Annotated in this window: 11 protein-coding genes; 5 read left to right on the top strand and 6 right to left on the bottom strand. The window is 42.1% G+C overall.

Annotated elements, in window-relative coordinates; all coding sequences use genetic code 11:
• Positions 1 to 15: 15 nt before the first annotated feature.
• Positions 16 to 177, bottom strand: a complete 162-nt coding sequence (locus HRU23_09190; GenBank protein ID NRA54303.1) for a hypothetical protein — start codon at positions 175 to 177, stop codon at positions 16 to 18.
• 569 nt (positions 178 to 746) lie between these two features.
• Here HRU23_09190 and HRU23_09185 point away from each other — a divergent pair.
• From HRU23_09185 to HRU23_09165, 5 genes are all read left to right on the top strand, one after another.
• On the top strand, positions 747 to 1,436 hold the full coding sequence (locus HRU23_09185; protein ID NRA54302.1) for an outer membrane beta-barrel protein: 690 nt from the start codon (positions 747 to 749) through the stop codon (positions 1,434 to 1,436).
• A gap of 600 nt (positions 1,437 to 2,036) precedes the next feature.
• Positions 2,037 to 3,059 (top strand): amino acid ABC transporter substrate-binding protein, encoded by a 1,023-nt coding sequence (locus tag HRU23_09180; GenBank protein ID NRA54301.1) that lies wholly within the window; start codon positions 2,037 to 2,039, stop codon positions 3,057 to 3,059.
• 216 nt (positions 3,060 to 3,275) lie between these two features.
• A complete protein-coding gene (locus tag HRU23_09175; GenBank protein NRA54300.1) occupies positions 3,276 to 4,394 on the top strand; it encodes an amino acid ABC transporter permease in 1,119 nt (372 codons plus the stop codon).
• Positions 4,395 to 4,404: 10 nt separating this feature from the next.
• Positions 4,405 to 5,496, top strand: a complete 1,092-nt coding sequence (locus tag HRU23_09170; GenBank protein NRA54299.1) for an amino acid ABC transporter permease — start codon at positions 4,405 to 4,407, stop codon at positions 5,494 to 5,496.
• A gap of 116 nt (positions 5,497 to 5,612) precedes the next feature.
• Entirely contained in the window at positions 5,613 to 6,344 is a 732-nt protein-coding gene (locus HRU23_09165) for an amino acid ABC transporter ATP-binding protein (protein ID NRA54298.1), read from the top strand.
• 140 nt (positions 6,345 to 6,484) lie between these two features.
• On the opposite strand, the gene HRU23_09160 is transcribed toward HRU23_09165, so the two are convergent.
• The 5 genes from HRU23_09160 to HRU23_09140 form a co-directional block, all read right to left on the bottom strand.
• Positions 6,485 to 8,083: an ABC transporter ATP-binding protein gene (locus tag HRU23_09160; GenBank protein ID NRA54297.1), complete on the bottom strand. Its 1,599-nt coding sequence runs from the start codon at positions 8,081 to 8,083 to the stop codon at positions 6,485 to 6,487.
• Between the two features lies 1 nt (position 8,084).
• On the bottom strand, positions 8,085 to 9,503 hold the full coding sequence (locus tag HRU23_09155) for an ABC transporter permease (protein NRA54296.1): 1,419 nt from the start codon (positions 9,501 to 9,503) through the stop codon (positions 8,085 to 8,087).
• Complete coding sequence (locus HRU23_09150; GenBank protein NRA54295.1) at positions 9,500 to 10,480, bottom strand: ABC transporter permease; 981 nt, start codon at positions 10,478 to 10,480, stop codon at positions 9,500 to 9,502. Before HRU23_09150 ends, HRU23_09155 begins: the two co-directional genes overlap by 4 nt.
• A gap of 43 nt (positions 10,481 to 10,523) precedes the next feature.
• A complete protein-coding gene (locus HRU23_09145; protein ID NRA54294.1) occupies positions 10,524 to 12,695 on the bottom strand; it encodes an ABC transporter substrate-binding protein in 2,172 nt (723 codons plus the stop codon).
• A 198-nt stretch (positions 12,696 to 12,893) separates the two neighbouring features.
• Positions 12,894 to 13,847: a LysR family transcriptional regulator gene (locus tag HRU23_09140; protein ID NRA54293.1), complete on the bottom strand. Its 954-nt coding sequence runs from the start codon at positions 13,845 to 13,847 to the stop codon at positions 12,894 to 12,896.
• Between the last annotated feature and the right edge of the window lie 59 nt (positions 13,848 to 13,906).

Below are 13,906 nucleotides of genomic sequence, written 5' to 3'. Positions count from 1 at the left end.
GCCATTGCCAGACTCCTATTCAGTAAAAGGCTCCGTTCTAACGAACGGAGCCTTTTGCGCATCTAGTATTTGGTAAAGTGCAATGACCGGCATGATGCCACGGACTTTAAAGCGTGCCGTCGCTGACGAAGTCAGTGCAACAGGGTTAATGAGTTGATGGCTAACGTGGTCAGCCATTGCCAATCACCTATTCAGAAAAACGCCCCAGCAGAAATGCTGGGGCGTTTTTCGTTTTGGTCTGGCAATGACCGGAATGATGCCACGGACTTCAAAGCGCTAGTCGACGACGTAGTCGTTGCAACAGGGTTAATGGGTTGATGGCTACAGTGGTCAGCCATTGCCAGACGCCTATTTAGAATGAAGCCCCAGTCGAAAGACTGGGGCTTTTTTCGTATGTGCAGTAGAATAATAGAAAGTCCAAGGGCTGCCGCCGCTGACGGAGTCAGTGCGAGATATTGCTCGTAGCCACGCAAAGAACGACTTAGCTATGCCAATCATCTATTTAGATAAGCCGCTGCATTAATGTTCAGCGGCTTTTTCGTGTCTGCGCGCTAAACGTGATTAAGCTAATGCTAGGACGTTTTTGATGATGTATATTCGAATAGATCGAAAGTTATCAGACGATTAAACAAGGGTACTAAATCAAGGTTAGACTTTTCTGTTCTTTTGGGTACAATTTATTTATTAAGCTCGATTTGTCAAACTTTAAACTTACTGGTCTCAAGTTAACCAAGATGGAAAATATTATGTTAAGCAAGGTAGCATTAGCATCGTTGATCTTCACGTCAACATCATTATATGCAGGAAGCAACACTAGCGAGTTGTGTGATGAAGATCCACTCGATAATTATCAAGTATGTAGCACTCAACTTGGTTGGTATATCGGTGGTGAAGTTGGAACGGCAAAGACCGATGTTAGCCAAACACAACTTGATACTTTTTATTCAGAATCTGGACTCAATGCAACGAGTACCGATATTGATAACAAAGGTATCTCTGGTTCACTATTCTTTGGTTATCAATTTAATCGTTACTTCGCATTAGAGGCTGGTTATTTAAATCTTGGAGATCGAAGTATCGATTTCACCGGCCAGTCATCAGATTTAAATGCATATTATGACAGTGCTGAACATATCTACCCGCAGTCGGCTAATGGTTTTTCTATTTCAGCTCTAATGTCTTTACCGTTAAGTGATAGTTTTAGAATTACGGGCAAGCTTGGATACTTTGATTGGAAGGGAGATTATATTACTTATGAGAATCAAACCAAAGTAGGTAAAGATCAAGTTTCAGATCAAGATTTTTATTACGGCCTTGAGCTCGGTTACCGGATTAGTGATAGTGTTGAGTTCCATGTTGGTTATCAACATTTTGAATTAACCAGAGACAAAATAAATTCGCTAGGGCTTGGTATTCGCTATTACTTTGCTAGGTAATGTTTTAAAAGTACAACGCCTGCGCTTTGAGCAGTTAACGGTTGTTAAAACTATTTATAAGCGATTATTACTACTAGTGCAAACAGTAGGGTCATCATTTAAACGATCTTCGTTGTAACAAACAATAAAACGGCACGAACCTCCTCTGCTTGAACTTATTTTTACTAAGAAAGCCACCTTATTATAAGCTGGCTTTTTGCTGTGCGCTCGTTGAATTGGTCACTGACGATATAAATTATGAACTACAATGTTGTTCGATATTTAAGCGTTAAACTGAATGGACATTAGTTTATTGGATCTATTTGTTCAATAAACTGTCATTTAGACAAAAAGTAAGTACCTACCATGTTAACTGAAAGCATCTTCTGTGTGGTATTTGTACTATTGCACCCTTTTGTTTTGTATTTTATTTGCTCTAAGTGGTTGCATTTTAGTCGTTAAGTCTGTTTTTTGTGTTGTTTTGTTATAATTTTGTGAAATAAGATGCTCTGTGGGCTATTTTTTCTTTTTCAGTCTGCTAGTCTTATGGGGTCATACAACATCATTTGTTTTATGAAACATGAATCACGAGATCCAAAAAAAATAAAAAGGGGTTTGTTTATGAAGTTTAAGAAATGTTTAATCGCGTGTGCGACAACGGGACTATTAGCAACGGCAAGTGCTGCTAATGCTGCCGGCACACTTGATTCTGTTATGAAAAAAGGATTTGTACAGTGTGGCGTTAGTACTGGTCTAGCTGGGTTTTCAAATCCAGATGCTAACGGTAAATGGCAGGGGCTAGATGTTGACGTTTGTCGCATGGTTGCTGCAGCAGTACTAGGGGACGAGTCAAAAGTTAAATATGTTCCTCTAACAGCAAAAGAACGTTTTACAGCACTACAATCTGGTGAGATTGACCTGTTGTCTCGTAACACTACCTGGACCCAGACTCGTGATACTTCTCTAGGCATGAACTTTGCTGGTGTTAGCTACTACGATGGTCAAGGCTTTATGATTAATAAAGACTTGGGTATTAAAAGTGCAAAAGAGCTTGATGGCGCAGCTGTATGTATTCAAGCTGGTACCACTACCGAGCTTAACCTAGCTGATTACTTCCGTTTCAATGGTATGACATATAAAGCTATCGTTTTAGATACTGCCGACCAAACGGTTCAAGGTTTCAAAGCTGGTCGTTGTGATGTCCTGACTTCAGATCAATCTCAATTATACGCACTACGTATTAAGCTTGATGATCCTTCAAAAGCGATGGTACTTCCAGAAGTTATCTCTAAAGAGCCGCTTGGGCCTTCAGTTCGTCAAGGTGATGATGCTTGGTTTAACGTCGTTAAATGGTCGCTAAATGCAGCGATTAACGCGGAAGAGCTAGGTATTACTTCAGCAAATGTTGATAAGATGAAAGGTTCTAAAGATCCAAACGTAGCACGTTTGCTAGGCACAAGTGGTAGCTTGGGTAAAAACCTTGGTCTATCTGCTGATTGGGCATACAACGTTGTTAAGCAAGTGGGTAACTACGGTGAAGTATTTGAACGTAATGTTGGTACTGGCTCACCATTAAAAATCGGTCGTGGCCTTAACGCGCTATGGAACGACGGCGGCATTATGTACGCACCGCCATTGCGTTAATCTTCCTAAGACAGAAAAAGCCACCTAAACGGTGGCTTTTAGCTATCACAAGGCTTGAAAGCCAATAAAAAATGCTGCTTGTCTCTGATTTAAAAAGAGACAGTCAGTCAAAAAAAACAGCATAGCTTAAATGCTATTAGGGAGGCCCAGGTGGTAAACAATCAACAAGCACCTGAAAAACAAGTTAAATTCTGGAATGATCCAGAAAAAAGAGCCATTATTTTCCAAGTTATAGCCGTGGGATTAGTTGTCGCGGGTTTCTATTACATTATTAATAATGCCCTAACTAACATGGAACAACGGGGCATAACCACTGGTTTCGATTTTCTTTCTAGAGAGGCCGGATTCGGCATTATCCAATCTTTGATTGATTATACTGAGCAGAGTACCTTTGGTGATACCTTCATCGTGGGTCTATTAAATACCATTCTTATCTCCGTTATCGGCATTTTTCTCGCGACCATCTTAGGATTTACTATCGGTGTCGCACGTTTGTCTAATAACTGGATGGTGTCAAAAATCGCGATGGTTTACATCGAAATATTCAGAAATATTCCTTTATTATTACAAATGTTTTTCTGGTATTTTGCGGTATTGCGAACGCTTCCAATGCCAAAGCAAAGCGTTAACATTAATGATTCGATATTTTTGAATATTCGAGGATTATATTTACCCGATCCCATCGCTGGAGATGGTTTTTCTTGGGTCATAGCCACTTTAGTTGCTGGTATCATTGCCAGTTTTTTTCTCATACGTTTTGAGCGAAAACGTCAAGCAGACACCGGTCAAACGTTTGCTCTGTTGTTGCCAATCCTCGGCCTAGTCATCGCACTGCCTGCTGTTGTCTTTTTGATAGTCGGCGCACCAATAACTTGGGATTACCCGGCACTTAAAGGTTTTAACTTTGTGGGAGGCATCACGATTATCCCTGAGTTTATGGCATTGCTTACCGCATTAGTCGTATATACGGCGGCCTTTATTGCAGAAGTGGTACGTTCAGGCATTGAAGCTGTACCTAAAGGTCAGTCGGAAGCCGCCTCATCGTTAGGTTTATCTTTTGGTTTGAACTTACGTAAAATCGTCATCCCGCAAGCGATGCGTGTAATAATTCCGCCTTTAACTAACCAATACCTAAACTTGATGAAGAATTCGTCGTTAGCAACCGCGATTGGTTATCCCGATTTAGTCTCGGTATTTGCCGGTACAACATTAAATCAAACAGGGCAGGCTATCGAGGTGATATTTATGACGATGGGCGTTTATCTGACATTGAGTCTGAGCTTGTCATTCATTATGAATGCTTATAATAAGCGCGTTGCGCTGGTTGAGCGATAGGAGCCCAAATATGATAATACATCAACCACAACCAAGCTTACCGGCTCCTAGCAATACGATTGGGCCAATTGCCTGGATGAGAAAGAATTTATTTTCTTCAATTGGCAATTCAGTATTAACGCTAGTTGGTGCCTATATCGCTTTTAACCTTATTACCACTGTTATTGGCTGGGCTTTTATCAATGCTGACTGGGGCGGCGACAGTCGTGATGCCTGTACTAGCGGCGGAGCGTGTTGGACTTTCATTTCGGTTCGTCTCGGTCAGTTTATCTATGGATTCTATCCTCCTGAACTACGCTGGAGGGTTGATATTGTATTCTTGCTATTGGCGCTTACCTTAGCTGCCTTGGCGATTGATAATATCCCGAAAAAAGGTTGGATTGCGTTATGGGCAGTAACCGGATTTCCAGTGGCAGCTTATTACCTGCTATTTGGTGACTCTTTCGGTCTGGAAATTGTCGAAACCCATAAGTGGGGCGGTTTAATGCTGACTTTAGTGCTGGCTTTAGTGGGAATTGTAGCTTCATTACCACTGGGCATTGCACTGGCTCTTGGTCGTCAGTCTGAGATGCCAGTTATTCGAAGTATTAGTATTGTTTACATTGAGTTTTGGCGGGGAGTTCCGTTAATTACCGTGCTCTTTATGGCGTCGGTTATGCTGCCATTGTTTATGTCATCTGAAGTGACTACCGATAAACTGGTGCGAGCTTTAATTGGTATTACACTCTTCCAAGCGGCCTATATGGCTGAGGTGGTACGTGGTGGTCTGCAAGCTATGCCTCGAGGTCAATATGAAGCAGCAGATGCATTAGGTCTTAGTTATCCGCAATCAATGGGACTAATCATTTTACCGCAAGCATTGAAATTAATGATCCCTGGTATCGTTAATACATTTATTGCTTTGTTCAAAGATACTAGTTTGGTGCTTATTATCGGGTTGTTTGATCTGTTGGCTATTGTTCAATCTGGTCTTGCTGATCCTAAGTGGCTTGGCTATTCCATTGAAGGTTATACCTTCGTGGCATTCGTTTTCTGGATTTTCTGTTTCAGCATGTCGAGATATAGCCAACACCTTGAAAAGAAATTGCACACCGGACACTAATTACGTCATCAAGTTAATAGCATATCAAGTAATAACTTGGTCGACTGGAGAAGAATATGAATGCCAATGTAAAAGACAATGTAGAAAGTAGTGCTGCCGCAGGTAGCGACGAAATAATGATTGAACTAAACGACATGAATAAGTGGTACGGTGACTTTCATGTGTTGAAAAACATCAATCTAAAGGTTAAAAAAGGCGAAAAAATTGTAATTTGTGGACCCTCTGGTTCAGGGAAATCGACATTAATCCGTTGTATTAATCGGCTGGAAGAACACCAAAAAGGTGAGATTATTGTCGGTGGTATTGAATTGACCAATGATTTAAAAGACATTGAAACGGTGCGCCGTGAAGTTGGCATGGTATTCCAACACTTTAATTTGTTTCCGCATTTAACGGTACTGGAAAACTGCACCCTTGCACCAATCTGGGTACGTAAAACACCGCAAAAAGAGGCCGAGAAAATTGCAATGGAATATCTTGAGCGAGTCAAAATACCTGAGCAAGCGCACAAATTTCCGGGGCAGCTTTCTGGTGGTCAACAGCAACGTGTCGCTATTGCACGAAGCTTATGTATGAACCCACAAGTTATGTTGTTTGATGAGCCAACGTCAGCCCTTGATCCCGAAATGATTAAAGAGGTATTAGACGTAATGATTGGTCTAGCAGACAGCGGCATGACTATGATTTGTGTAACCCACGAAATGGGTTTTGCTAAAACAGTTGCAGATCGAGTGATATTCATGGATGCAGGTGAAATTATTGAAGAAAACAATCCGCATGACTTCTTTGATAACCCACAGTCTGATCGTACTAAATTGTTCTTAAGTCAGATATTACATAACGGTTAATACTCGTTAAATACAACCTGGCTACAGAGCCTTGGCTTGATGAATAATCAAGCCAAGGCTTTTTTTTGGCTGCACTTAAAATGGAATCTAAGAGCAATTACATTAAATTTATGATCTTGTTGTACGTGGCGAAAATTAATTTAGACAAGGCGCTCAATCTTAGGCACCGCACTTAATAACTCTTTGGTGTAGGCATGTTGGGGGTTTTGCATCACTTGTTGGGTCAGGCCTTGCTCAACTATCTTACCATCTTTCATTACTGCCATTTTATGGGCGAGCTGCGGAATTAACGACAGATCGTGGGTAATAAACAAGTAAGACAAGCCGTGCTCTTGCTGCAGCTCTAACAGCAAGTCTAAGACCTGGCCCCTAATCGAGACATCAAGGGCGCTGGTAGGCTCATCGCATATAATTAGTTTTGGTTTGACCGCTAGTGCCCGAGCTATCGCAATACGCTGGCGTTGACCGCCAGAGAATTCATGGGGATAACGATTTAAGTGTTCTGGCTCTAAGCCAACGCGTTTAATCAGACTGTTTATCTGCTGTTGCCGTTGCTGTTTGTCCGGTTCCACCTTAAGGCTAACCATGCCTTCTTCAATAATGTCATTAATGGTCATACGCGGGTTCATCGATGAAAAAGGATCTTGAAAAATCACCTGTATATCTTTGCGATAAGGCATAAAGTTGCGGGCTGACAGCTGCGAGGTTACTTTGCCGTTAAAGACTATGTTGCCTTTAGTGGTATGAATTAGGTTTAAAATTGCTTGGCCAGCCGTTGTTTTACCGCTGCCACTTTCACCGACTAACGCCAGTGTTTCGCCTTTATTGATCACAAAACTGATGCCATCGACTGCTTTTGTATGGCTGTTGACGCGTTGTAGCAAACCTTTGCGCTGCTCGAACCATACATGCAGATTCGATACTTCTAATAAAGGCTGTTCACTGGCACGATTGGTAAAAAAGGAACCGTCAGGCAGCGAGTTTATCAATTGTTGGGAATAGGGGTGTTGTGGTGCGTTAAAAAAATCTTTGGTGTTGTTGTGCTCAACAATTTTACCTTGGCGCATCACCGCGACAGTATCAGCCATTTCAAAGACCACGCCCATGTCGTGGGTGATTAACAACATCGCAAGCTGGTGTCGTTTACAGAGCTTTTTAAGCAAGCTTAATACCTGCTTTTGAATTGTCACATCAAGCGCGGTAGTTGGTTCGTCGGCAATCAGTAATTTAGCATTACATGCCAATGCTATCGCAATCATTACCCGTTGTTTTTGACCGCCGGAGAGTTGATGGGGATACCAGCTTAGCCTGCTTTGTGGTTCAGGAATGCCCACTTCTGTTAATAATTCAATAATGCGAGGCTCGGCTTGAGCAAGTGTTAAACCTTGATGGATCCGTAATACTTCACCAATTTGTTGTTTGATCGTTTGGACCGGATTTAAAGAGGTTTGCGGATCTTGAAATATCATCGCAATATCTTTACCACGAACCCCATTCATCATTTGTTCGGTTATCGAAAATAGCGAGCGCTGGGCTAGCATGACATTACCGTGACTAATCTTTAATGCATCGGGCAATAATCTCAAGATTGATAATGCGGTTAACGATTTTCCTGAGCCTGATTCGCCGACTAAGGCAAAAATTTCACCTTTACTGATATCAAAGCTAACTTGCTTTACTAGCTGGGTCTGGTCATGAGCAAGTTCAATGCTGAGATTGTTGATACTTAATAAAGCCATGTTAAATTTCCTGTGCCTGCTTGCGTTTAATCCCAAATATTCCTGCCTTAACAATGCGAGGATCGAACGCGTCACGTACTTCATCGGCAAATAGGTTAGCGGCGAGTACTAACACGAACATTAAGCTAAAGGCTGCTGTGACTGACCACCATACAGTTGGGTCGCGTGACAATTCAGAGCGGGCGGCATTGATCATATTGCCCCAGCTATTCATCGAGGCATCAACCCCAACGCCGATATAAGATAAGACCGACTCGGCTAATACAAAGGCGCTAAAATCAAGTACCAGCGCAATCAAAATGATATGAGTGACATTGGGTAAAATATGGCGGCTAATTACCTTGCGATGTGGCACACCAAAGGCGTGCGCGGCTTGCACATAATCAAGTTGGCTTATTTTTAGGGTTTCGGCGCGTAACAGGCGGCATAAACCTGTCCAACTAGTTAATCCGAGAATTAAACACAGTGATAAAAATTTAAAATCGGCGCGTTCAATGGTCAAATTAAAGCTGGCTTGGTGGGTTTCAATATAGACATCGATTAACAAGATTGATGCGGCAATTAACAAGATCCCAGGAATTGAATTTAAGGTGGTATAAACATATTGCACCACGTCATCAACGAGGCCTTTAAAATAACCGGCACTAATGCCTAAACCAATGGCCAATGGCAAGGTTAATATTGTCGCAAGGGTGCCAATAAGTACCCCGGTTCGAATAGCCTTTACCGCTTGATAAAACACGTCGGTACCGACTTTGTCGGTGCCAAAAATATGATAGACCGCGCCGAGTTGAATGGCCCAAGTATTAAGTACGATTAACAAGGACAAGGTGCAGTAGATAGTAACAAGCGGTAAATAACTTGTTGTTTGACTCGGTTTTCGTTTTAGCAGAAAATTTATTAAGCCGACCACCAGTAATGAAATGACTACCCCTTGACCTAACGCGATGGCGCTGCGTGCTAATACGTCATTGGTATGGTTAGCGGGATCGGCGATATGGCTGCCAGCATATTTTAAGCGGGCATAATCGCGGTAAACTCGGCCCAGTGAATCAGTTTGGTTTTCTTTGGCGAAAGAATATAGCGCAAAAGGGGCCGAGTAAGTGGTTTCAACATTGGCCTTGACGTCCGTTAAGATAAAGTCGAGCACACTTTTCACTTCACTGCTGTAGTGAATCTCGGTGCTTACTGGGTTCGTTGGAGACTGCGTTAATGCTTGGCGATAATGAATTGAATCTAAAATCGCAATGAGCAAGTAAAAAGCAATAATGATAAAAGATCCGCAGCCGACGCGTGTTTGAAACACATAGCGCCACTTTTTTGCCGTTTGTGGATTGGTTCTAATTGTTTTAACCAACCAAAATATCGCAACAATTAACACAAACAATAAGCCATCGCTGTAGAGCATGGTAAATTTCATGATGATAACCTCACTCGTGGGTCAACTAAGGTATATGAGATATCGGTCAGGATTAGCCCGATGATATATAACACTGACCCTATAAATACCATTGAACGCACAACCGCAAAGTCTTGCGCTTGTATCGCATCAAGGGTGTAACTGCCCAGACCCGGAATACCAAAAAATGACTCCATTAATAAACTGCCCATAAACAAGGTTGGGATCACGACGACAATACCGGTCAAAATTGGGATCATCGCATTAGGCAGTAAATGTTTGAATAATACCGACAACTCTGACACTCCTTTAGCGCGAGCTGTGCGGACGTAATCGCGATTAATTTCTTCGGTAAAGATTGCGCGGTATAGGCGGGTGCCCCCGCCAATGCCGGATAACACACCGATGATCACTGGCAAGATCAAAAACTTAACCGCCTCAATACCGTGTAAATAGCCTGAAACTGGTACTAGGTGCCACAGCTTGCCAAACATAAATTGGCCGCCAATAATGTAAAAAACTGCTGAAATAGAAAATACGACGATACAAAATATCATCGCGCCTACTTCAAACAAACTGGCTCTAAACATCACGACAATCAACGCGAAGCTTATATTGACGATGATCCCAATAATAAAGGTCGGAATTTGTACCGCCAAACTTGGCCACATTCGCTGGGCTATATCTTGGGCGATAACACGGCCCTCGTCTGATTTTCCAAAATCGAACACGAACAGCTTGAGTGATTTCTCAAAAAATACCGTATCGGTGAGCAAACCCTCACTATCTGGATCATTGTTAATAAATAATGGTTTGTCATAACCGCGTTCGACTTTCCATTGCGTGACCGCTTCGGCAGAAATATGCTTGCCGCCCAGTTGCACTTGCGCCATTTGATCTGGACTATTGACCAAAAAAAACAGCGCAAAGGTCAGTACATTGACCCCCAATAAAATTGGCAGTGAATACAATATTCTTCGTAATATATAGGTAAACATAGTCAACTTACTTTTAATGAATGATGAGAAAAATGCATCGTGATTATTCGTTATCGGTTAATACCATGGTCTGACGCCGTCGGTAGGCTAATACGCCCGGAATAGTCACCAGTAATACGACCAACAAAACTAATGCCAGCGGCCACAGTACTGGCTGATTCCATTGTTGGCGTTTTTGTTCTCGCAGTTGTGGATCAATATTTTGGAATTTAAGGGTCGCCTGCGAAATTCCATGCGGTTTATAGTTTTTCATCCACTGATTATTTAAGACAAAGGATTGCGGATGAAAGCCCGATGCCCAGGGTAAATCACGATGATAAATATCGATCATTTGTTTTATTATCGCTAAACGTTCAGGCGAGTCAGCCATCGTTTTCATTTGGTTAAATAAGCGATTGTATTGCGGATTATCATAATTGCTGGCATTAACGCCAGAGCCGCCGCTGCCTACTCGTCCATTGGGGCCGTAGAGTAAAAATAAGAAATTTTCAGGATCTGGGTAATCGGCAAACCAGCCCCAAGAGAAAATTTGAGCATTGCCCAATTCCATTTTTTCTTGAAAGCGGTTGTAATCGGTCGAACGAATATTAAGTTGAATACCTAACTTTTTAAACTGTTTAATCATCCAGTTTTGGCTGGCATTATTACTGCCTGTCGTATCATAATTAAGGATCAATGGCTTGCCGGTAACACTGTCACGCCCCTGCGGGTATCCGGCTTGTGCGAGCATTTCTTGCGCTTGAGCTAAGGATTTTGTAACTGGCTGCTGCTGTGTTGAATCCCAGTCAAAAATATAGGGATTAATACCTTGTTCGCCGCCCTTATATGCGCCAAATATACCTGGCGGCAAAGGATCTTGAGCGACTTGGCCACGGCCGTTTCTAAATATAGAAATTTGCTCTTGCTCGTTATACACCATCGCGATAGCACGGCGCAGTTTGCGGTTTTTCTCACTGTTACCACCAACAATTGGGTCGAGCATATTAAACCCGAAATAATAAGTCGCAGGTGAAATAGCCATGGTCAGCGAGATGCCTTTTTTGCGCATGTCATCGCTTAAACCAATGCCTTCAACGCCAACATTAACCGCTTGATCAAAACTATCACTGCTGATGCCTGAACGATCATAATAGCCTTGCAAAAACTTGGTCCAAATTGGGATCGACTCTTTTTCTAGCCGAAAACTAACTTGATCGATAAAAGGTAGTTTCTTACCGGCATCGACCAATAAACCTTGCGCTTGATCGTCATCGCTGCCAGAGCTTGGGTAAAAATCATCGTGATAATTAGGATTGCGGCTTAATACTATTTCTTGATTTGGATTGTGCTTGGTCATCATGTAGGGACCAGTGCCAACGGGGTAAAAATCTAAGCTAATGTTTTTATCAGCGAGTCCTGGTAAGTGATAGAAACGATCAACCTCTACTGGAATTGGAGCAAAAAAGTGGAATGCTAACCAATATTTAAATTGGGGATATTTGCCTTTAAGCTTAATGCTAAAAGAGTAGTCGTTATTTTTGGTGACACCGGTTAAATCTAGCTGGCTTAAATCGATCCATTGCTGCTTATTATTGTCAGTTCGAATAGATTTTATTTGCTGACGCAATGGTTTTAGCCCAACAATGTATTGCGATAACAGATCCCAAATGGGCAGGTGCAAGGTCGGATCTGCCATCCGTTTAATTTGATAAATATAATCGTCGGCGATCAGCTCTTTAGTATCGATTTGGCTAAATTGATCTAAATTTTGAAAATCTTGATATTGCGTTTTATTACCGACTCGATAATACGCCTGATTTTGTTCGTTATTAGCAAAAGCGGGGTGCGGCTGATAGTAAATCCCTTTTTTCAGTTCAAAAGAATAGACCGAATATGCAGGCTCGCTCACATCACCATTGCTCGCGGGTTTTAATATTTGACCTTGCTGATCAAGGTAACTGACCGTCGGCATTTTTATTAGTGTTAATGGTTGCAATTGATAAGGACGTTTAAGGTAATGATATTCAAGCAATGGTTCGTAGATTTGGTCGATTAAGGTTGCTTCATCTAAATTATAAGTACGGACCGGGTCGAGATGCTTAGGTTTATTGCTAAACACCGAATACATCGTTAGTTTATCTGGTGCTGTTTTAGGGTGCGGATTGTTCCATGCGCTGCTATCGCAGCCAGAAAGAGCCAAGCTTATGAAACTTAGCATTAAAATGGAGCGAATCATCGTTGGGATCGATTGTAGCCAGTTCCTAATAAAATTCAGAGTATTCAATCGTTTTGTTTCCCTATCCCTAACTGAGTCTGTGGTTATCGATGTTAAATATACTATCTAAATACCAATCTAAAAATAGTCGCAACACGCTGATATTTAAGATACAGCAATTGTTCGCGCGATAAACCTTTATTTAATTCTAGTTGTTTTCTACTTTACTGCATCATGATTAACTGGCGGCTTATTGGCTAAGTGTTGTTGCTTAAACTTGTGCCAACTACTAGCTATTACTTTGAGCTCACTGCGCAGCCAAGACTCGAATTTCTGGACCTTAGGGCGTTTAAAATGCAATGGTGGCGCAACCAGATAAAAATCGTAGTTCGATTTTAAGTAGCTATTAACAGGGCAAACTAACTGGCCGCGTTCGAGCAGCTCGTATACTAGGCTGTAGCGTAACATTGCAAACCCTTGACCGCTTAATACCGCCTCAACCAGCATGGTTGAATCACTGAGATAAAGTGACTCTTTGGCAAAGGTCACACCTAATGTTTGTTGAAACTCTGCTAACGCAACCTCCATGTCTGGCGCAGCATCGCGCAGATAAGGCAATTTTACCAATTGGGTTAAAGCGGCTTGCTCTGTATTAATTAAGGCTGGGTGACATACCGGCAACAGATAATCTTCTAGCAGTAAGCGTGAACTTAACCCTGAATATTGCCCTCGTCCGAAACGGATGGCCAGATCCAGATCGCTGTTGTCAAAGCTAATCAAACCTAAACTGGGCGATAAGCTGATTGTAAGCTCAGGTAATGCTTGCTGAAACCTTCCTAACCGTGGCACCAACCAACGCCCAGCAAAGGAGGGTAATACCGTCATGCTGAGCTTATTGGGCTCAGGATCAAGCGCCAGTCGGCCAATGCCATCTTCCATACTGACAAAAGCCTGATCGATAAACGGCAGCAATAGTCGGCCTTCTGCGGTTAATTCGACTTCTCGGGTCAACCGTTTAAACAGGGAAAGACCTAAGTATTGTTCTAAGGTTTTAATTTGTTGGCTAATCGCTGTTGGGGTCACGTGCAATTGTGTGGCGGCTACTTTAAAACTTTGGCAGTTGCCGGCGGCGCGAAATGCTTGCAGTGATTTTAATGGTGGCAATCGAGTCATTTCACGTCTCACTATAGATAAGATTCTCTTAACTATAGCTGGGAATATCTCGTTTGTCA

The sequence above is a fragment of the Gammaproteobacteria bacterium genome (assembly GCA_013214945.1).
In the GTDB taxonomy this organism is placed as follows: Bacteria; Pseudomonadota; Gammaproteobacteria; order Enterobacterales; family Psychrobiaceae; genus Psychrobium.
Note: the sequence above shows the minus strand (reverse complement) of the source record. Positions and strands in the feature narration are given on the sequence as shown.